This is a genomic window from Alkanindiges hydrocarboniclasticus (assembly GCF_001982605.1).
Lineage (GTDB): Bacteria > Pseudomonadota > Gammaproteobacteria > Pseudomonadales > Moraxellaceae > Alkanindiges > Alkanindiges hydrocarboniclasticus.
Window position 1 is genome coordinate 1 of sequence record NZ_MLCN01000007.1, and the last position, 21926, is coordinate 21926.

Consider the following 21926-nt stretch of genomic DNA (forward strand, 5'->3'; position numbering starts at 1 on the left):
ATTATTCCAAGAACATGGTGTTGCACTTCAAATGCTAATCTAAGATATAAAACAATTTACTGATCAATAATATCGGTACCCTTGGGCGGGGTAAAGTTAAAAAGACTGCTGTTTAACGCAGGATTTAACTTCACATTACTAAAGGTAATGGTAGTCTGCTGCCCCAGTGAATCTTTTAGAATCATTTGAGATGGCGCACTCTGACTTGGTGAACTGCCAGTAAAACGAATTCCCAGACTTTCAAACACGCCATCCTCACTTTTTGGATATAACACAAAGTAAGGTTCACCAGCTTTGGGCTGGGTTACCCGGAACGATTTCATAATAGTGCCGGGCTGCCCGGACAATAGCAGTGCTGGCGTATTGCCCACCTGCTCATCCAGATTCTGGCGTACAGCCTGCTCAAGATCAGGATCATAAATCCAGACCGTTTTGCTACTGGTCACAATGAGTTGTTTGGCAGGACTGGTGGTTTCCCATCGAAACTGGCCAGGACGCTTTACCTGCATGGTGCCAACAAATTTCTGGTTCAAGTGGGTGCTTTTAAGGCCCTGATTGGCCATTGGTCGTGCGGGTGCTTTGCCACTTGCTTGCGTGGTTTGCACAAAACTTGCCTGCATACTGCCAAGACGTGACAGGTACTGGTTCAAACTGGCTGTAGCCGCGCTTTCACTAATCTGATTACTATTCTGGGCAGGCGCTGCATAGGCACTTAAAATAAAAACAGGCGTGAAGAATACACTAGTGGTCAATAGTGTGTTAAGTAACGTATTTTTAATCGTTTTCATAAGATACCCTTAAAGCAATGTATTGATTCAACAACAGTAAATATGCCAATTAAACTGTGAATATTCTAGGTTACAACTGTGTATTGAATGGTAAAAATGTCAATGTTTTTCGAATGTTGAATAAAATGCACCTTATTTATGAAATATTTTGTAATACCTTATCCACATTATTAGCTCTATTTATTTATCACAGAGAAATTTTAATGCTGAATAATAAAAAACCCGCTAGAGTAGCGGGCTTTTTATCTGTGTAGACAGTGAAGTATTACACTACAGTCACGTAGCGACGGCCAAAAGCGCCTTTAACTTCAAACTTAACTACACCATCAGCAGTTGCAAACAGGGTATGGTCACGACCAATACCTACGTTTGCACCTGGATGGAATTCTGTACCACGTTGACGCACGATGATGTTACCAGCAACAACAGTTTGACCGCCGTAAACTTTAACACCCAGCATCTTTGGATTGGAATCACGACCGTTACGTGTGGATCCACCAGCTTTCTTGTGAGCCATGTCTTATACTCCTCGTATGATTAGCCGTCGATACCGGTAATTTTCAGCTCGGTAAACCATTGACGGTGACCTTGCTGCTTACGGTAGTGTTTACGACGACGCATTTTAACGATGCGAATTTTGTCGTGACGACCATGACCAAGCACTTCTGCGGTTACGGTAGCGCCAGCAACTACTGGTGCACCAATTTGAATGCTGTCGCCATTTACAACCATCAGTACATCATCAAATGTAAGGGTTGAGCCAGTTTCAGCCTTTAACAGTTCAACTTTTAGCGTTTCGCCAATAACAACACGATGCTGCTTGCCGCCGCTTTGAATTACTGCGTACATGAATGTACTCCATCATGCCCGTGTCGTCGTGCCGATAACGGATTTTATCGATCTTAAAACGAACGCCACTGGGGGTACTTGCAAGGGGACGTATTTTAGGCAAAGGCTTGGGCTTTGACAAGGTCTTTTGTGGGCTTTTAACCATATTGCTGCTTAGGCTTTGGTTTTATTACCTTAATTAAAAATAAACTGTTGAATATAATACTGGAAGTTGCGTTTTTGACTGGGTAGCATAACCTGCATATAGCAGTTGCTTGAGGGTTAGGACTTTAGGCAAGTGACAGCCTGACCGCTTGGTTTTTTGCAGCGTTTTTGGGTATAACAGTATTTAGCAGCTTATAAAATACAATGCATTTTTAGGGTTTTTAAAACACATGGTTGATTTCAAACAGGATATTCTTGCCCCTGTCGCTAGCGACTTTGCTGCAATGGATCATTTTATTCAAACTGGCATCAATTCCAAGGTGCCTCTGGTGATGTCAGTTAGTCGCTACGTGGTGGAAGCTGGTGGCAAGCGCATGCGTCCCCTGATGTGTCTGCTGGCGGCGCGTGCCTGTAGCAATGTGGATAACAATGTGAATAAAGAGGCCAGTTTGCGACTGGCAGCCATTATTGAAATGCTGCATACCGCCACACTGGTGCATGATGATGTGGTGGATGAATCCGGCCTGCGCCGTGGTCGTCCAACCGCCAATGCCACCTGGAATAATGCAACGGCGGTACTGGTGGGTGACTACCTGATTGCGCGTGCATTTGACCTGCTGGTGAGCTTAAAAGACTTTACTTTATTGCAGGAATTTTCATCTGGTACCTGTGAAATTGCCGAAGGTGAGGTGTTGCAGTTGCAGTACCAGCATAACCCGGATACCGATGAAGCCACTTACCTGAAAATTATTCATGGCAAGACTTCACGCCTGTTTGAACTGGCAACTGAAGGTGCTGCAATTCTGGCAGGTCAGCCGCAGCACCGTGCGGCACTAAAAGCCTATGCTGGGCATTTTGGTAATGCCTTTCAGATTGTGGATGATATTCTGGACTATACGTCGGATGCAGACATACTGGGCAAGAACATCGGTGATGATTTAATGGAAGGCAAACCGACCCTGCCGCTGATCGCTGCCCTGATGAATGCAACACCTGATGAACAACAATTATTAAAAACAACCATACAAACCGGTGGCGTAGAATCGCTGGACCGAATTATCCGTATTGTGCAGGATTCTGGTGCGCTGGATTATTGTCGTAAGCGTGCAACGGAGGAGACGCATAATGCCGTTGCTGCGCTGGCCAGTCTGCCTGATTCAATTTATCGGCAGGCACTGGAGAATCTTGCCCGTTTAGCCCTGACCCGTATTAGTTAAAACCATTGATGCGTTATATTTTTTTATTCCGGAACCATGTCTGTTATGCATATTGAATTTCATGATCTGTTTGAGAGCATGGAGGCACAGTTAAAACAAGGAGATTTTACACAAGCCACACCGGAAACGCTGGTTGAACTGGTAGCACGCTTGCGTCCAAAAGATGCCTATGATGAAGAAGAAATTCAGGATCGGCTGGGCGAGCTGATTGAGCTATTAATTACCAAGCCGCATCATGCCACCATATTGCATGACTATATTATGTTAACGCTGGCCAATTACCAGCAGATTAGCCTGTATGCGGACAGTAGCCTGCTGGGCAATGAAAGTTTTTTTAGTGAACTCAGCCACCGGATTGGCAATCATTTTTTGCCTCCGCTGCGTGACCAGACCCAGTTAAGCGATTTGTTCCGTCTGGTTTTTTGCCATCGCTATGACCCGGTATGGCTGGATCATATTGATCTGGCCTGCTGGCAGGAGCTGATGACCCTGATTATCCAACCATATGGACGAATTGACTTGCGGGTACAGGCACGCGAACAGGTACTAAATGCCATGATGGTGATTTCGTACCGGATTACGGCTTTAAGCCTTGATCCTGAATTTGCCCATGCCTATCCCGATCTGAATGAATATGAATCACCTTTTTTAATTCAAAACCGTGAAATTCTGGATTTTATCCAGCGCTATCGGGAATATACCTCAGAAGAAAACCTGCGCTGGCCGCCAATACTCCCTGATGAAAAACAGGCATTGGTGATGCTGGACCAATGTAGTGATGTACTGAGCCGTATCAAACGTGGTACGCGGCGCAGTGGGGTAAGCCTAAGCCTGACCAATATTTTACTTAAAATGGATCAATGTCTGACCCGCATTGAATTGCTGTTTTATTTATTACTGGATGATGCGATTCAGGTACAGGACTCGCTGATTGCCCTGCTACGCCAACTGAGCAAAACCCAACTGGATGCCACCAGTATCCGTGGGCTGGTGTCTGCCAATACCGAGTTGCTGGCCCGGCAGGTAACAGAAAATGCCAGTCGTACTGGCGGCCATTATGTCAGTACCGACAAACAGGGCTTTGTGGACATGTACCGTTCGGCAGCCGGTGCCGGAATGATTATTGCTACCATGTCTACCCTGAAGATTCTGGCAGGCCGGCTAACACTGGCGCCATTAAGTCAGGCATTTATTTACAGCATGAACTACTCGCTGGGGTTTATGCTGATTCATATCCTGCATTTTACCGTAGCCACCAAACAGCCAGCCATGACAGCTGCAGCACTGGCAGCTACTGTTCAGCAAAATATTGGCAACCGCGCCGCGCAAATGGCGGAGCTGGCAGAACTGACGGTCAACATCATGCGCACCCAGTTTGTGGCCATTTTGGGCAATATTTCAATTGCCATGCCCACCGCCTTTATTATTACCTCGTTCTGGCAGATGAGCACGGGGCAGCCGCTGCTCTCCCCGCAAAAGGCTGAATACCTGCTGCATAATATTAATCCGTTTACCTCATTGGCCATTCCGCATGCTGCCATTGCTGGCGTGTGCCTGTTTTTATCTGGGCTGATTGCAGGCTATTACGACAACCTTGCGGTTTATCGCAAAATTGGGCCACGGATGCGCCAACAGCCTAAACTCAATCAGTGGCTGGGGGCTGAGCGGCTGGATCGGGTGGCCGGCTATATTGAACGCAACCTGGGCGCACTGGCTGGTAATTTCTGGTTTGGTATCATGCTGGGCAGTGTTGGCACCATTGGCTTTATTTTAGGGTTACCTATTGATATTCGCCATATTGCCTTTTCGTCTGCCAACTTTATTCAGGGCCTGATGTGTGTCAATGGCATGCCCGACATTGGTTTGGTGGTGGTGTCATTTCTGGGGGTCATGCTCATTGGTCTGACCAACCTGCTGGTGAGTTTTGGCTTGGCCCTGTTTGTGGCTTTACGCGCGCGTCAGGTGAAGTATGAGCAATGGCGTCCGCTGTTGCGCCTGCTACTCACTCATTTTATGACCCGGCCTTCCGATTTTTTCTGGCCGCCCAAAGAAGATAAAACTACAGCTTCGCTCGAAGATAAATCCTCTTCTCACTTTTGAAAACTGCATTTCAGGATAACTTTCTTAGAGTGCAGGCCGATTTTATAATTAAAAAATAACTGGTTACTTATTATTTTTCGATAATTTAAGTTATTTTTAAAAAATAGGCTTGATTAAAGTGTACTGACTGGTACACTTTTACTGCTTAGATGATGAATAATTATTTTATGCTTAACGGTAAGCACAGTGAAAATAACATTGGGTAAAAATTTAGCGCATGCTGCATCGGCCAGATTATTTATGGTTGTAGTTTTGGCTGGCATACTGTTTATCCTTTCGGCAATTGCTGTCCAGTACCCCGCATTAACACAGTGGGAAACCGGCCTGTTATGGCACGTTCATACATGGCATAACCCCATGCTTGATCAACTGGCGCTGCTGCTGGCTTATCTGGGCGGTATGCCTGCCATGATCATCATCACGTTGCTGATCAGTCTAGTTGCCTTTTGCAAAAACCGTACAGATTTCAGCTGGTTTGCATGGGTTGCATTTGGTGGCGCTGTTAGTATGGGCTGGCTTTGTAAAGCTGGCTTTTCCCGTTTGCGTCCGGCAGTCTGGGAACAAATTGCACCTTTTTACGGGGATTCCTTTCCCAGCAACCACAGTTTATATGCCATGACACTGGCCGCAATGTTAGGGGTTATGGCCTTTAATACACCGTGGCGAGCAGTAGTACTGTTCTTTGGCGCCGTATGGAGTATGGCTATGGGACTATCCCGTCTTTATCTGGGAGCACACTTTCCAACCGATGTACTGGCAGGCTGGAGCCTTGGCATTGCCTGGTCGGGTTTGCTCTGCTGGTTATTTATTCATTTTAATTTTTTCCGGTTTGATCCTTTTCAACCAGATCATTTTCAACATCGCGCCAGCAATTCTGCTGGCAATCATGAGGTGTAATTATGTTGTTAGCAAAACAATGGGCGCGTGTGGCGGTGTACTCGACGTTAGCTGCCAGCGTTGCGCTCACTGGCTGTAATAAAAAAGAACAAGCAGGCGGTGGTGCAGCGGCAGCAGGAGCGCAGCAAATGCCGCCTCCTGAAGTCACTGTGGTGGTGGCACAAAAACAGGCCGTAGAACAAACGGTTGATCTGGCGGGCCGTACAGCCGCCTACCAGATTTCCGAAGTACGTCCACAGGTGAGCGGGATCATACAAAAACGCCTGTTTGTGGAAGGCAGTTATGTTCGGGAAGGCCAGCCGCTGTATTCCATTGATGCCAATACCTATCAGGCTACGGTGAGCAATGCCCGTGCTGCACTCAACCGTCAGATTGCCAACCTGAATGCGCTGAAGGTGAAGGAAAACCGCTATAGACAGCTGGTAGGCACCAATGCCATCAGTAAGCAGGAATACGATGATGTTGCCGCGCAGGTAGCACTGGCCCAGGCTGATGTAGCTGCCAGCCGTGCCACGCTGGAAAATGCCAATATCAGTCTGGGATATGCCACAGTACGTGCGCCAATTTCTGGCCAGACCAGCAGCTCCAATGTGACTGCTGGTGCGCTAGTGACCGCCGGACAGGCTGATCCGATGGTCACGGTACAGCAGCTTGATCCGATTTACGTGGACATTAGCCAGTCCAGTGCTGATCTGTTGCGTTTACGCCAGCAAATGAATCAGGGGCAGTTGTCCGGAGCTGATAGCAGCGCCCGTGTCAAACTCACCCTTGAAGATGGCAGCACCTACCCTGTTGAAGGCCGTCTGGCGTTTTCCGGTGTGAGTGTTGATCCAAGCAGTGGTGCCGTGACCTTGCGCGCAATTTTTGCCAATCCGTCTCACCTGCTCTTGCCGGGCATGTATGTGACTGCCAAGCTGGTTCAGGGCGTGAACAACAATGCCTACCTGATTCCACAGCAATCCGTAATGCGTACACCACAAGGTCAGGCCACTGTTTATGTGGTGAATCCGCAGGGCGAAGTCCAGTTAAAGACTGTTCAGACTGTGGGTACACAGGGCGATAAATGGATTGTGACCAGCGGCCTTGATGACGGTGATCGCGTTATTTATGAAGGTATCCTGAAAGTAAAACCGGGTGCCAAGGTTAAAACCGTGCTGGCTGGTGCAAACCCACAAGGTGCAGCTTCCGGTGCAGCAAGCACTAATGCAACTGGCACCAATTCTGCCAGCAGTACTGCCGCCAACAGCAATGCTGCCAATGGTAGTGCGCCTGCTGGCCAAACCAATAATACCAGTCAACCAGCCCAGAAAGCTGGACAAGGCGCTGGTACATCTGCTCAATCTTAAGGAGCGATGATTCATGTCTCGTTTTTTTATTGATAGACCCATTTTTGCATGGGTTATCGCCATTATTATGATGCTGGCAGGGGTGCTGTCCATTTTCAGCATGCCAGTATCACAATATCCCAGTATTGCACCGCCCAACATCGCAATTAATGCGTTTTATCCCGGGGCGTCTGCAAAAACGGTTGAAGACTCGGTTACCCAGATTATTGAACAGCAAATGAAAGGGCTGGATGGTCTGAACTACATGACGTCCACCAGCTCATCCGATGGTGCGGTATCGGTTTCCCTGAGCTTTATGGCAGGAACAGATCCGGACACGGCGCAAGTACAGGTACAAAACAAGCTACAGTCTGCCATGGCGCTGTTGCCACAGGAAGTACAGCGTCAGGGCGTTACGGTCAACAAGTCTGCCCGTAACTTTATGATGGTACTGGGCTTTATATCAAAAGATGGCTCAATGACCAAAAATGATATCAGTGATTACATGGTATCCAACGTGGTTGACCAGCTGAGCCGTGTAGAAGGCGTGGGTGAAGTGACGGTGTTTGGTGCGCAGTATGCAATGCGTATCTGGATGGACCCGTCCAAGCTGATGAGCTACCAGTTAATGCCGTCGGATATCAGTACGGCCATTCAGGCACAAAACGCACAGGTATCAGCCGGACAACTGGGTGGCCTGCCCGCAGTACAGGGACAGGCGCTCAATGCCACGGTAACTGCGCAGAGTCGTCTGCAAACTCCCGATGAGTTCCGCAATATCCTGCTGAAAACCATGCCCAACGGTGCACAGGTTTTGCTAAAAGATGTTGCCCGGGTTGAGCTGGGTGGTCAGGATTACAACATTAGCTCATTTTATAATGGTAAACCTGCTGGTGGTCTGGCAATTCGTCTGGCGGCAGGTGCCAATGCGCTCAATACGGCTGAAGCAGTTGATCAGCGCGTGAATGAATTAAAGGCAACCTTCCCGGCAGGTCTGGATGTGGTGGTGCCTTATGACACCACGCCTTTTGTAAAACTGTCGATTGAAGAAGTAGTCAAGACACTCATCGAAGCCATTATTCTGGTCTTTCTGGTGATGTTCCTGTTCCTGCAAAGCTGGCGCGCCACCATTATTCCAACCATTGCAGTACCGGTTGTTATTCTGGGAACCTTTGCCATCATCAACTTGCTGGGTTTTTCCATCAATACCCTCACCATGTTTGGTATGGTACTGGCGATTGGCCTACTGGTGGATGACGCCATTGTGGTGGTAGAGAACGTTGAGCGGATCATGGGTGAGGAGAAACTTGGCCCCCGTGAAGCCACCCGACGCTCCATGGACCAGATTACCGGGGCACTGATCGGGATTACCACCGTGCTGTCCGCGGTATTTATTCCAATGGCATTTTTTGGTGGCTCAACCGGGGTGATTTATCGCCAGTTTTCAGTAACGCTGGTGACCTCCATGGTACTGTCAGTCATTGTGGCGCTGATTCTAACCCCTGCCCTGTGTGCCACTATTCTAAAGCGTACTGATGCTGAACATCAGGAACGTTCCGGCTTTTTTGGCTGGTTTAACCGCACTTTCAATAAGGCCAGTCATCGCTATCAGAATAGCGTTGGTTTCCTGCTCAAGCGTAGCGTGTGGCTGGGTCTGGTTTATGTAGCGGTTATTGGCCTGCTGGCTGTGGTGTTTATGCGCCTGCCTTCGGCTTTCCTGCCAGAAGAAGATCAGGGCATTATTATTTCCATGGTTCAGCTGCCTGCCGGTGCAACGCAGGAACGCACGATCAAGTCGCTGGAAAAAGTTCAGAATTATTACCTGAACAATGAAAAGGATTTGGTACAGGGCGTGTTTACAGTAGCTGGTTTTAGCTTTAGTGGTACAGGCCAGAATTCCGGGATTGCCTTTGTGCGCCTGAAAGACTGGGATGCCCGCCAGGCTGATGATCAAAAAGCACAGGCCATTGCGGGCCGTGCCATGGGTGCATTCTCGCAGTTTAAGGATGCGATGGCATTTGCCTTTACTCCGCCTGCAGTGATTGAACTGGGTATTGCCGGTGGCTTTGACTTGCAGTTAAAGGATACTGGCGGCATTGGCCATGACAAGCTGATGGAAGCCCGTAACATGCTGCTGGGTATGGCCAGCCAGAGCAAGTCGGTGGTTGGAGTTCGTCCCAACGGACAGGAAGATACCCCACAGTATAAAGTTGACATTGACTATGCCAAAGCGGGTGCGCAGGGTGTTAGTGTAGCCACCATCAATAGTGTATTGACCACTGCGTGGGGCGGTAGTTATGTCAATGACTTTATTGACCGTGGCCGCGTTAAACGGGTTTACCTGCAAGGTGAAGCCAATTCACGCATGAGCCCTGATGACCTGAACAAATGGTATGTCCGTAACAACAATGGCGACATGGTTGCGTTTTCATCCTTTGCCACGGGCCGCTGGACCTATGGCTCACCCCGTCTGGAGCGCTACAATGGTTCACCATCCCTCAACATTCAGGGTAATGCTGCACCGGGCCTGAGTACCGGGGAAGCCATGGCGGCCATGGAACAAATGATTGGCAAGCTACCACCGGGTGTGGGCTATGAGTGGACAGGTCTATCGCTTGAGGAACAAACCTCCGGCAGGCAGGCTCCCCTACTGTATGCACTGGCGATTATTGTGGTGTTCCTGTGTCTGGCTGCACTGTATGAAAGCTGGTCCGTTCCCTTTGCCGTGATGCTGGTAGTGCCACTGGGTATTCTGGGTGCGGTTGCCTTTACCCGCTTTGAAAACCTGAACAATGATATTTATTTTCAGGTAGCCATGCTGGCGGTCATTGGTCTTTCGGCCAAGAATGCGATTTTGATTATTGAGTTTGCCGAAGAATTGCGTGAAAAGGGCCAGTCCCTGACCAGCGCCATTCTGGAAGCAGTCCGCATGCGTTTACGGCCGATTATCATGACCTCGCTGGCCTTTGGCCTTGGTGTGGTGCCGCTGGTACTCAGTAACGGTGCCGGTGCCGGTAGCCAGAATGCGGTCGGTACCGGGGTGCTGGGTGGGGTGATTTCAGCCACATTCCTTGGTATCTTCTTTATTCCCGTGTTCTACTTCTGGGTACGTCGCCTGTTTAAGGGTAAGACGGTTCATGCAGAAGGCCAACAGACTAACAATCATTCTATTACTGATCAGACTCAGGAGCCTTAAACATGCGTTTAACAGGGTCAACTTATGGTCGGGGACTGGCGCTTGGTGCGCTAGCCCTGGCGATTGCAGGTTGTCAGAATCTGCGTGGGCCTGAGCCAGGTTCATCGGTTGCCGTTCCTACGGTGTACCAGAACCTGCCGGATGGGTATGAAGGTGCCAATGGGCCAACTATTGCGGCACAAGGCTGGCAGGAATTTTTTAATGACAGCCGCCTGCATCAGCTAATTACACTGGGTCTGGCCAATAACCGTGACTTGCGCACTACAGTGCTCAATATTGAACGGGCGCGCCAGCAGTACCGCATTAGCGATAATGCCCTGCTGCCGACGGTCAATGCTTCGGCAGGGGCAACCCGTCAGGAAACCACACAGGTCCGTGATCCCTATACCACCTATTCGGTTGGTCTTGGGGTAACTGCCTATGAGCTGGATTTCTTTGGCCGGGTACGTAACCTGCGCGATGCCGCACTGGATACCTTCCTTGCCACCCGCAGTGCCCGTGACGCCACCCAGATTAGTCTGATTGGCCAGATTGCACAGGCATGGACAGCCATTTCCTATGACATGGCACAGTTGCGGCTAGCCGAACAAACTTTAAAAGCGCAGGAAGAAGCTTACCGCCTGAACAGCCGTCGCTTTGAAGTGGGCATTGATAGTGAAGTCACTGTTCGTCAGGCACAGATCAGCGTTGAAACCGCCCGCAATGACGTTGCAGCGTTTAAAACCCAGATTGCGCAGGACCGTAACCTGCTGGAACTGCTGGTAGGCCAGCCCATTCCAGCAGACTTGCTGCCTACCACGCAAATTGACCGGATTACCCGTAATACGGTACTGGGTGCTGGCTTGCCCAGCGACCTGCTGCAAAACCGTCCGGACATTACCAATGCCGAGTATCAGCTTCGGGCGGCAGGCGGTAATCTGGGCGCAGCTCGGGCACGGCTTTATCCCAGCATTAGCCTGACTGGTTCTGCCGGTCTGGCCAGCACGGATCTTTCTGACCTGTTCAAGAGCGGTGCATTTGTCTGGAGTATTGGCCCACAACTGGACTTGCCAATTTTTGATGCCGGTACCCGTCGTGCCAATGTCAAAATTGCCGAAGTGGATCAGCAAATTGCACTGAACAATTATGAGCAATCAATCCAGACTGCATTTCGTGAAGTCAAGGATGTACTGGCTACCCGCGCCACCATTAATGACCGCCTGAGTGCACAAACCCGTCTGGTTGAAGCCACCAACACCAACTATCGCTTGTCCAATGCGCGCTTTAGGGCGGGTATTGATAACTACCTGACCGTACTGGATGCGCAGCGTAGCCAGTATGCTGCCCAGCAGGCCCTGTTGTCCTTGCAGCAGGCCAACCTGAATAGCCAGATCAACCTGTACAAGGTACTGGGGGGCGGTATCCAGGCGTTTTCAGCCGCCAATGCAGCGACAGCAGTAACGGGTACAGCAACACCAGCAGGTGCAACAACGGCAGCCCCGGCAAGTGCAACGACCTCAACTGCCCCATAAGTGATATTGATAACAGGTGCTGATTAAGCATGCTAAAAAGCGGGGTTCAGTGCCCCGCTTTTTATTGCCTTTTTTTTATTCTAGATACGGTTTTTAACCCGTATGTGCGGTAAATCTATTGGTGATGGGCCTGCAACCAGCGCCCCTGAAACCAGGCGGTGGGTCTTTTAAGCTTGTCGGATAAAGTTGCATGACGGTATTTCCAGGCATCCTGCTGGCAACGGCGGCAGGCGGGAAAATCATATTTTCCCTGTGAAGGATAAAGTACCGTGCTGTAATCGCAATTACGGCAGACAATTTTTAAGGGTAATACTAGAAATGCCATTTTCAACAAGCCCTTTATTTACTTCCCAAATTGACCAGCATGCGTTTAGACATGGCTGATACCCTGTTTAGGAAAAGGGACGGCTGTTGTCATCATCTTTGCAGGCGGTCTTAGCACAGCCTGCTTTGCCACTACGTCCCTGTTCCTGCTTAAAGCCGCGCTAAAAGATATTTCCACTTTTAACAATTGCTGTACTTTAAGTGAAACAATTTTACTTAAAATATTTTCTTTGTGCAACAACATGATATACAAAACGCAATGATCTGCCTAGTTATTATGCATTTCAGTGAACAAATGTATTGTTATGTAAATTAATTTCAATTCACTGTTTAACGCAGCTTATCAGTTGCAATTTAATGAATGCTTCAATGGCTATTTCTGGCCCGTGCCAACGCTGATGCTACGGCGGCAGTTCGGGTTTCCACACTAAGTTTGCTAAAGATATGTTCCAGATGCTTGTTGACTGTGCGGGGGCTAAGTTCCAGTATTTCACCAATATCACGGTTGGTTTTGCCCAGTGCCACCCAGTACAGCACTTCGGCTTCACGGCGGGTTATGGCACAGCACTGCATCAGCACCTCGGCTGATGGAATGGCCTCCTGTGTCTGTAGCATGACCAGATGGCTACTGAGACCAGTGGCGGTCTGCCCGGTGTCGGCCAGCCGGGTCAGGCTCAGGTTTTGCCGGATTCCACTAATCAATAAAGGTGCTGCTGGTACAATTTGGTGTTGTTCTGAAGAAGATTGATTTTGCCTGAACCAGTCACTGACTTTTAAATAAAAGCTGTCAATTTGTTCAATGTTTTCCTGTAGCAATTGCATGGCCAGCGGGGTTTGCCAGATTAACTGGCCATTGGAATTCAAGGCCAGCATGGCAATACCGGCGGCATTGATCATTTGTTCACGCTGGTTGACCAACCGCGAATTACGGATATGGGTACTCAGCCGGGCCAGCACTTCATCATGCTGCAAAGGCTTGGTGACATAATCCACCCCGCCACTTTGAAAGCCCTGCACCACATGCTCACTTTCAGTCAGGCCAGTCATAAAAATAATGGGGATATGCTGGGTCAGCGGGTTTTCTTTGAGCAGCTTGCAGGTGTCAAAGCCATTGATTCCCGGCATCATGGCATCCAGCAAAATGGCATCCGGCATAAAATTACTGGCCCGCTCAATGGCGCTATAGCCATCGGTGGCGACCAGCACCGTATAGCCAGCCTGATCCAGCGTGGTATGCAACAGCGCCAGATTGTCTGGAATATCATCCACAATCAGCACCACCTGTGCTGCCTTTAGCGGTGCTTGCATTGTTGTTATTGCCATGCTCATGGCCATTGCTCCTGTTGTAAGTGAGCCTGTAGTGCCTTAAGGTCAAACTGGCTAGTCAGGGTTTTTAAATGTTGAATGGCTGTTGCATGTTCAGGCTGCCGATGGGCAATTTCATCCAGTTTGCTGGTAATGCCGCGCACATAGCCCATGTTGACCAGTTGCAGCAAAGCCTGCCGGTCTGCAAGGCTTAGCGGATTTTTAATAATAAGGTTTTTATTACCCGTATGCTGGGAAGCAGTTTTCCCGTCTAAGGCTGGTGTTGCAGGCATGCTACTGGTGATAGCGCTGGCTGGGCTGCCTTGTTGCGGCTTGATCCAGTGCAGGTTAAGGCGCTGGCCGATACGTTCCAGTAAACGCAACAGGTCTACCGGTTTAACAATAAAATCATCACGCTCAATCTGGGCATCATTACTCTTGCCCTGTTCTTCGGCGTTGGCAGACACAATCAGGATGGGGGCCAGCGTCAAATGATTATTGCGCAAAATACTGGCGGTTTCCCAGCCACTTAAATGCGGCATGGTTAAGTCCATAATGATTAAATCCGGCTGGAATTCCGGCACCAGTCGCAGGCAGGCCAGCCCTGAGTCAGCCTCAGCCAGCTCAAAGCCAAGGGGCTGCAAAAACTGCCAGAGCAATTGCCGATCGAGTTCCTCATTATCTACCAGCAGGATTTTGTGGCGTGGGCCGTGGTAGCCGGTAATCTGGTGAATAATATTAAAACTAATGGGCTTGGGGCTTTGCACCTCTGGCAGGTATAGCCGAATCTGGAAAGTACTGCCCACGCCAACCTGACTGCGTACATTAATCTCCCCACCCAGCAAATCGGTCAACAATTTGGCAATAGTCAGCCCCAGCCCCGTCCCGGCAATGGCATGCGCTGGTGTATTGCCACCACGCTCAAACGGATTAAAGATATTGGGCAAGTCCTCTGGGGTAATGCCACAACCGCTGTCGTCAATTTCAAAGGTGGCAGTCTGGTAACGGTAGCTGACCTTAAAGGTGACTTTGCCACGCTGGGTAAACTTGACCGCATTGCCAATGATGTTAATGAGAATCTGATCAAGCCGTTTTTTATCACTGCGGATGTATTGCGGCAGGTGTTCGGAAAAATTACAAATAAAGTCAATGCCCTTTTCAGTGGCTTGCGGCCTGAACATATCCGCCAAATAATTTAAAAATTCCGGCAGGTTGATTTCGGTAGGCACCAAGGTCAGCTTGCCGGTTTCAATACGCGCCAGATCCAGCAGGCCATCAATCAGGGAAATCAGGTGTGCACCACTGCGGTGAATGATATTGAGGTGGGTTTTGCTTTGCAGCGACAGGCCGTTATCCTTGGTAATCAACTGGCTATAGCCCAGAATGCTGTTAAGCGGCGTGCGCAGTTCATGGCTAATGCCAGTGACATAACGGCTTTTGGCCTGATTGGCCCGCTCGGCCACCTGTTGCGCCTGCTGTAATTGCTGGTCGGTAATGCGGTGCGCATCAATTTCCTGTACCAGCAGTGTGGTTTGCCGGTTGGATTCTTCCTGTGCCACGCGGCGGCTTTCATAGGTCAGCACCAGCCACCATGAGGCCACACAAATCAGCAGGAATAAAATAGTGAAAATTTTAATAAAAATCAGTGCCAGTGAAGTTTTACTGTCACTGTTAAAATCCTGCAACACCAGAATTTCCTGAAAATAAATCAGGCCAAGGCTGGCACCCAGCAGTACGGTTAAAATCAGCACCAGCAGCAAATAGTAGCTTAGGCGGGTATTGATGCGGGTTGACCAACTGGTAGGCAGGATTTTCTGGGCAATGGCCAGCAATTGTGACGACAAGCGGGCCTCTGGCTTGCACAAGTCGTGGCAGCGTGCATCCAGCGAACAGCACAGTGAACAAATGGCATCCTGATAGGCCGGGCAATAGGCCATGTCTTCCTTTTCATATTTTTTTTCACAAATACAGCAGCCTTGCAGCTCCTGATAAAACACCGTGGGCTGCCGGGCAATGTAGTATTTGCTTTTGGTCAGCCATGCAATTAAGGGCACACAAATAAATGAGGTGGTCAGGGCAATAAACGAGGCCAGTGCCTTGGGCAGCTCACCAAACACCCCGGAATAGGCGGTAATGGACAGCACCGAGGCAATCAGCATAGCGCCTACGCCTACCGGATTAATGTCATATAAATAGGCACGGCGAAACTCAATCCCCTTGGGACTTAAGCCCAGCGGCTTGTTAATGACCAGATCGGCCACCAGTGCGGCAATCCACGCAATGGCAACATTGGCATATAGGCCCAGTACCTGCTCTAGCGCATGAAACACGCCCAGTTCCATCAGCAGTACGGCAATTAGCACATTAAACACCAGCCACACCACCCGCCCGGGATGGCTATGGGTCAGGCGTGCAAAAAAATTCGACCACGCCAGCGAACCCGCATAGGCATTGGTCACATTAATCTTGATCTGGGAAATCACCACAAACAGTGCGGTAAAGGCCAGCGCCACTTCTGGCTGGGCAAACACATACTGATAGGCAATTAAATACAACTGCGTGGGGTCAGAGGCCTTGTCCAGCGGCACAAAATGCTGCAAGGCCAGCACGGCCAAAAGCACGCCGCCAAAAATCTTGAACATGCCAAACACAATCCAGCCCGGCCCGGCCGTAAACAAGGCGCCATACCAGCGCTTGCGGTTCTGGGAAGTTTTGGCCGGTAAGAAGCGCAAATAATCGACCTGCTCCCCAACTTGTGCCACCAGCGCAAAAATAACCGTACAGGCTGCACCAAAAAGCAGCACATTAAATTCTCGGGCCTGCCCGAACTTGCCGGAAAAATTCAGGGTGTCCTGAATAATGGTGGGCTGCTGATATAGCAAGGCGGCATACGGCAGAATCAGCAAAATAAGCCAGATAGGCTGTGTCCATGCCTGTAGTTTATTAATCAGGGTAATACCGCGCAGCACCACCGGAATAATCACCAGTGAACTCACCAGATAGCCCAGATACAGCGGCAAGCCGGTAAACAGCTCCAGTGCCAGCGCCATAATCGCGGCTTCTATGGCAAAGAAAATAAAAGTAAAACTTGAGTAAATTAAAGAGGTTAGCGTTGAACCAATATAACCAAAGCCTGCCCCGCGTGTGAGTAAATCCATATCCACGCCATAACGTGCTGCATAATAACTAATGGGCAAGCTGGTTAAAAAAATAATCAGGCACACCACGCAAATGGCCACAAACGCATTCATAAACCCATAATTGAGCGCAATAGAAGCGCCAATGGCTTCCATGGCCAGAAACGACACCGCACCAAAGGCCGTATTGGCCACCCGAAACTCCGACCACTTACGCATGGTTTTGGGTGTATAGCGCAAGGCATAGTCTTCCAGCGTTTCATCCGCGACCCAGGTGTTGTAGTCACGCCGGATCTTGATAATGCGCTGTGGGGCAGAACCATCTTGCGGCAGGGCCACAGAAATGTCTGCCAATACATCGGGCAACGGGGCTGGCATGGATAGCGCAATACTTAAAAAAACAATGTCAGCCCAAACAATTCAAAAAACGCGCCAAGGTTGCAGTCACTCATCCATTCTTTTTTTCATCACCATCAGGCTATTTTTACATTGCATATACGCAATGTGACGTATAGCGGGCACAACAGCATTGCCCGTAGTCTGAAAACAAGCCGGTGGGTGAGCCGTTCTAACTTGCTGATAACACCGTTAAATAGCACAACAAGCTTGAGGTTTAAGCACTGTCTTTACACATTGCCTTTTTCAGGAGTAGTCAACAATGACCAATCCCACTAAAACGCTCCAGTCCACATTAAAAACCAGCCGCCGTAAACTGGTTTTGGGGTTAATGTCTTTACCACTGGCCTTGCTGCCCGTATTTGCACAGGCTGCCGCGCCTGCAACTTCAGCCATTAATACCACCAGGCTTGCAGTCAATGACAAGGAAGTGGTGGTGGGTCAGTTGCACTCTGCCACCGGCACCATGGCCATTAGTGAAACCGGTGCCATTCAGGCCGAACGACTGGCCATTGAACAAATTAACGCACAGGGCGGGATTTTAGGCCGCAAGATTCGCATTATTCAGGAAGACGGCGCATCCGACTGGCCAACCTTTGCTGAAAAATCCAAAAAACTACTGGAAAAAGACCGGGTTGCTGCCGTTTTTGGCTGCTGGACGTCGGCCTCACGCAAGGCGGTGCTCCCAATTTTTGAACGTGACAACGGCCTGCTGTACTACCCCACCTTTTATGAAGGGCTGGAGCAATCCAAAAACGTGATTTATACCGGTCAGGAAGCCACCCAGCAGGTACTTGAATCCCTGAACTGGCTAGCCCGTGAGAAAAAGGCCAAGACCTTTTATCTGGTGGGTTCTGATTACATCTGGCCACGCACCACCATGAAAATTGCCCGCACCCATATTGAAAAAGTGCTCAAGGGCAGAGTGGTGGGCGAAGAATACTATGCATTGGGCAGCACCCAGTTTGGCTCACTAATCAACAAGATGAAGCTGAAAAAACCGGATGCGGTCATTGCCGCCGTGGTGGGTGGCTCCAATGTGGCGTTCTACAAGCAGCTTAAAGCCGCTGGCGTAACCGGCAACAAACAAACCCTGCTGACATTCTCGGCCAGTGAGGATGAACTGCTGGGCATTGGCGGTGAAAACATGGCTGGTTTTTATGCCTCGTTTAAATACTTCCAGAGCCTGAATAACCCCAACAACGTTAAATTTGTACAGGCCTTTAAAGCCAAATACGGCCCAAAAGCAGTGATTGGTGATGTAACACAAGCGGCTTACCTTGGCCCCTGGTTGTGGAAAGCTGCGGTAGAAAAAGCCGGTAGTTTTGACGTGAACAAGGTGGTGGCTGCCTCTCCCGGCATTGAGCTGAAAAATGCCCCTGAAGGCTATGTCAAAGTGCATCCCAACCATCACCTGTGGAGCAAGTCACGCATTGGCATGGCGCTGCCAAACGGCCAGTTCAAGGTGGTGTATGAATCACCCAAGCTGATTGTGCCAAACCCGTTCCCGAAAGGTTACTAAGCTTAAGGTTCTCAGGTTGTTAAGCCCCTGATAGAAATATTGCGGTGATGGGCCAGCGCCTGTCACCGCCCGGTTATTGGGCTTTTGTTGTGCTGTTTTCAAACAGCTTTTTTTCAAAGATTTATTTTCACTATCTGCTTTTAACCGTTGTATTGAATCCGGTGCTTTAAGCCAGCAATTTTAAAACCTGCTTTTAACCACTGCTTTTCATGACAACGCTGGAGTTTGCCATGACCTCACTCTCAGAAATGGGCGCAATCTTCGCAATGCAAGGCTTTAATGGCTTATCGGTGTTTTGTGTGCTGCTGCTGATGGCACTGGGCCTTGCCATTATTTTTGGTCAGATGGGTGTGATTAATATGGCGCATGGCGAGTTTCTAACCATTGGTGCCTATACCACCTACATGATCTCGGTGCTGGCTGAAAGCTATGCACCGGCCTTAATGCCCTACTATTTTTTTATTGCCATCATTGTGTCGTTTTTTATTGCTGGCCTGGTGGGCTATGGCGTCGAACGCCTGATGATTTCGCGGCTGTATCACCGTCCGCTGGATACCCTGCTGGCCACCTGGGGCTTAAGTCTGGTGATGCAGCAGATTTTCCGTTCGGTGTTTGGTGCCAAAGAAGTCAGCCCTACCCTGCCGGAATGGCTGATGGGTTCGTATGCGCCCACCGACCTGATTGATATTCCAATTAATGGCGTGTTTCTGGTGGTACTGACTTTGGTCGTGACGGGCATTATTTTTTATTTGCTGTTCCGTTCGCGCTGGGGCCTGCAAGTGCGCGCCACCACCCAAAACCGCATCATGAGTAATGCGGTGGGCATTAACACCAAACGGGTGGATCGCATGACCTTTGCACTGGGCTGTGGTGTGGCAGGGATTGCCGGTGCAGCGTTTACCACCATTGGTTCAACCGGCCCAACTTCCGGCTCACTGTATATCGTGGATACCTTTTTGGTGGTGGTGTTTGGTGGCGCACAAAGCCTGATTGGCACCATTGCCTCAGCGTTTTCCATTGCACAAACCCAGTCGGTGCTTGAGTTCTTTATCAGTGGCTCAATGGCCAAAGTCATCACCCTGTCGGTAGTCATCATCATTTTGATGCTTCGTCCGCAAGGTTTGTTTTCGGCCAAGGTACGCAAGTAATTGTGTACTGACAAGCAGGTTGCGCATGACATTGCGTGCCGCATCAGGAGTTGCGCAAATGATTGAGAGCTTATGCAAGGCTTACGTCAGTCATTTGGGCACGGTCTTTCACCTCACTGACAGAGCATGATCATGAAAAATACATTGAATGCATTACTCGGTGGAAAACAGGGCGCCATTGGCCTGCTCATTTTGGCAGCCATTATTCTGGTGGTCATGCCGGTTTTCTTTGACATCTTTCGCTTAAACTTGGTGGGTAAATATTTAAGCTATGCCTTTGTGGCTGTCGGGCTGGTGCTGTGCTGGGGACACGGCGGTATTTTAAGTCTAGGACAGGGCATTTTCTTTGGCCTTGGCGGTTATTGCATGGCAATGTTTTTAAAACTTGAAGCCTCTGACACCACCAGCACCGCGCACCAAACCACACCAGGCATTCCCGATTTTATGGACTGGAATCAGGTGACTAGCCTACCCGTATTGTGGGAACCGTTCCATAGCTTTGCCTTCACACTGTTTGCAGTAATTGCCATACCCACCGTGCTGGCCTTTATCATTGGTATTGCCATGTTTACCCGCCGCGTGGGTGATGTGTACTTTTCCATTGTCACACAAGCGATTGCAGCGATTTTGACCATTTTAATTATTGGTCAGCAAGGCTTTACTGGCGGTGTCAACGGCATTACCGACTTAAAAACCCTGCATGGCTGGGACATTCGCACCGATTCGGCCAAATATACCCTGTACTTTGTCAATGCCATTTTGCTGATCTTAGCCATTCTGGTAGGCCGCTATATTTTAAGCTCCAAACTGGGTCGCCTGTTATCGGCCATGCGTGACAAAGAAGAACGTGTGCGCTTTTCCGGCTACAACGTATCGATGTACAAAGTATTTATTTTCTGTGTTGCTGCTGCCATTTCAGCGGTGGGCGGTGCCATGTTTACCCTGCAAGTCGGCTTTATGTCACCTTCCTTTGTCGGCATCGTGCCGTCGATTGAAATGGTGATCTTTGCGGCGGTGGGTGGTCGCCTGTCCTTGCTGGGCGCGGTATACGGCACCTTGCTGGTAAACTTTGGCAAAACCTATTTTTCTGAATCGTTCCCTGAACTGTGGCTATTTCTGATGGGTGGCCTGTTTATTGTGGTGGTGATGTTTTTCCCAAATGGTCTGGCTGGTCTGTATGACAAATATGCCAAGCCTTATTTTTCAGCTAAAAAAACCAAAAGCCCAGCCAGCAGCAGTGTGGTGGTTGAACACAGCCCGGTTAGCGTTACAGCAGCCAGCGCAGAGGAGTCGAGCAAATGAGCCATCAAGCGATTGGCGTTGAAATGCCAAAACCAGTGCTATTGGTTGAAGACTTAACCGTGTCTTTTGATGGATTTAAGGCCGTCAATAATCTGACCATGTACATTGATCCTAACGAAGTGCGCGTGGTGATCGGCCCCAATGGCGCTGGCAAAACCACCGTGCTGGATCTGATTTGCGGCAAAACCCGCGCCACCAGCGGCAAAATCCAGTTTAAGGGCAAGGAATTAACCAGCATGAGCGAGCATGCGATTGTGCATGCTGGCGTAGGCCGCAAGTTTCAGACCCCATCAATTTATGAAAACCTGACTGTGTTTGAAAATCTGGAAATGTCATTTCCGCGTGGCCGTAGTGTGTTTGGTGCGCTGTTTTTTAAACGTACTGCTGATGTGGTAGATCGCGTCAAAGCCATTGCTGCCGAGATTTTTTTGACCGATATGCTGGATGAAACCGCCGACTTGCTGTCGCATGGCCAAAAGCAATGGCTGGAAATTGGCATGCTGCTGATGCAAGACCCCGAACTGGTGATGCTGGATGAACCGGTGGCTGGCATGAGTGTGTCCGAACGTGAAAAAACCGCGCTGCTGATCCGCAAGATTTGTGAGGGCCGCTCGGTACTGGTGATTGAGCATGATATGGAATTTGTCAAAACCATTGCCGATAAAGTAACCGTGCTGCATCAGGGTCAAATTCTGGCAGAAGGCAAAATGGAAGATGTACAAAGCAATCCTAAAGTAATCGAAGTGTATTTAGGTCATTAATAAT

16 protein-coding genes are annotated in these 21926 nt (G+C 49.4%); 10 read left to right on the forward strand and 6 right to left on the reverse strand.

What is annotated here, in order from left to right; genetic code table 11:
- Window positions 1–56: 56 nt before the first annotated feature.
- The 3 genes from lolA to rplU form a co-directional block, all read right to left on the reverse strand.
- Window positions 57–788, reverse strand: coding sequence for an outer membrane lipoprotein chaperone LolA (gene lolA / locus BKE30_RS02450; protein ID WP_076877096.1), 732 nt, complete (start codon window positions 786–788; stop codon window positions 57–59).
- Window positions 789–1053: 265 nt separating this feature from the next.
- A complete protein-coding gene (rpmA, locus tag BKE30_RS02455; RefSeq protein ID WP_076877097.1) occupies window positions 1054–1305 on the reverse strand; it encodes a 50S ribosomal protein L27 in 252 nt (83 codons plus the stop codon).
- A 20-nt stretch (window positions 1306–1325) separates the two neighbouring features.
- Window positions 1326–1637 (reverse strand): 50S ribosomal protein L21, encoded by a 312-nt coding sequence (gene rplU, locus BKE30_RS02460; protein WP_026471304.1) that lies wholly within the window; start codon window positions 1635–1637, stop codon window positions 1326–1328.
- Window positions 1638–2011: 374 nt separating this feature from the next.
- On the opposite strand from rplU, the gene BKE30_RS02465 reads away from it, so the two are divergent.
- The 6 genes from BKE30_RS02465 to adeC all read left to right on the forward strand — a co-directional run bounded on the left by BKE30_RS02465 (window position 2012) and on the right by adeC (window position 12027).
- Window positions 2012–2998 (forward strand): polyprenyl synthetase family protein, encoded by a 987-nt coding sequence (locus tag BKE30_RS02465; RefSeq protein WP_076877098.1) that lies wholly within the window; start codon window positions 2012–2014, stop codon window positions 2996–2998.
- A 45-nt stretch (window positions 2999–3043) separates the two neighbouring features.
- Entirely contained in the window at window positions 3044–5098 is a 2055-nt protein-coding gene (locus BKE30_RS02470) for a site-specific recombinase (RefSeq protein ID WP_076877099.1), read from the forward strand.
- Window positions 5099–5455: 357 nt separating this feature from the next.
- A complete protein-coding gene (locus BKE30_RS02475) occupies window positions 5456–5995 on the forward strand; it encodes a phosphatase PAP2 family protein (RefSeq protein ID WP_406564654.1) in 540 nt (179 codons plus the stop codon).
- Between the two features lie 2 nt (window positions 5996–5997).
- A complete protein-coding gene (locus BKE30_RS02480) occupies window positions 5998–7341 on the forward strand; it encodes an efflux RND transporter periplasmic adaptor subunit (protein ID WP_076877100.1) in 1344 nt (447 codons plus the stop codon).
- 13 nt (window positions 7342–7354) lie between these two features.
- Window positions 7355–10516 carry an efflux RND transporter permease subunit gene (locus BKE30_RS02485; RefSeq protein ID WP_076877101.1) on the forward strand — a complete coding sequence of 1054 codons (3162 nt, stop codon included), beginning with the start codon at window positions 7355–7357 and terminating at the stop codon, window positions 10514–10516.
- Between the two features lie 2 nt (window positions 10517–10518).
- On the forward strand, window positions 10519–12027 hold the full coding sequence (adeC, locus tag BKE30_RS02490) for an AdeC/AdeK/OprM family multidrug efflux complex outer membrane factor (RefSeq protein ID WP_076877102.1): 1509 nt from the start codon (window positions 10519–10521) through the stop codon (window positions 12025–12027).
- Window positions 12028–12142: 115 nt separating this feature from the next.
- On the opposite strand, the gene BKE30_RS02495 is transcribed toward adeC, so the two are convergent.
- From BKE30_RS02495 to BKE30_RS02510, 3 genes are all read right to left on the reverse strand, one after another.
- Window positions 12143–12352 (reverse strand): hypothetical protein, encoded by a 210-nt coding sequence (locus BKE30_RS02495; protein ID WP_076877103.1) that lies wholly within the window; start codon window positions 12350–12352, stop codon window positions 12143–12145.
- 365 nt (window positions 12353–12717) lie between these two features.
- Window positions 12718–13680 (reverse strand): response regulator transcription factor, encoded by a 963-nt coding sequence (locus BKE30_RS02505; RefSeq protein WP_227518322.1) that lies wholly within the window; start codon window positions 13678–13680, stop codon window positions 12718–12720.
- Entirely contained in the window at window positions 13677–17171 is a 3495-nt protein-coding gene (locus tag BKE30_RS02510; RefSeq protein ID WP_083698401.1) for a hybrid sensor histidine kinase/response regulator, read from the reverse strand. Before BKE30_RS02510 ends, BKE30_RS02505 begins: the two co-directional genes overlap by 4 nt.
- 280 nt (window positions 17172–17451) lie before the next feature.
- Between BKE30_RS02510 and urtA the strand changes: the two genes are divergently transcribed.
- The 4 genes from urtA (at window position 17452) to urtD (ending at window position 21922) form a co-directional block, all read left to right on the forward strand.
- A complete protein-coding gene (gene urtA, locus BKE30_RS02515; protein ID WP_076877106.1) occupies window positions 17452–18711 on the forward strand; it encodes an urea ABC transporter substrate-binding protein in 1260 nt (419 codons plus the stop codon).
- Between the two features lie 230 nt (window positions 18712–18941).
- Complete coding sequence (gene urtB / locus BKE30_RS02520) at window positions 18942–19859, forward strand: urea ABC transporter permease subunit UrtB (protein ID WP_076877200.1); 918 nt, start codon at window positions 18942–18944, stop codon at window positions 19857–19859.
- 132 nt (window positions 19860–19991) lie between these two features.
- Window positions 19992–21161 carry an urea ABC transporter permease subunit UrtC gene (urtC, locus tag BKE30_RS02525; protein WP_076877107.1) on the forward strand — a complete coding sequence of 390 codons (1170 nt, stop codon included), beginning with the start codon at window positions 19992–19994 and terminating at the stop codon, window positions 21159–21161.
- Window positions 21158–21922: an urea ABC transporter ATP-binding protein UrtD gene (gene urtD / locus BKE30_RS02530; protein ID WP_076877108.1), complete on the forward strand. Its 765-nt coding sequence runs from the start codon at window positions 21158–21160 to the stop codon at window positions 21920–21922. Before urtC ends, urtD begins: the two co-directional genes overlap by 4 nt.
- The last annotated feature ends 4 nt before the right edge of the window (window positions 21923–21926 follow it).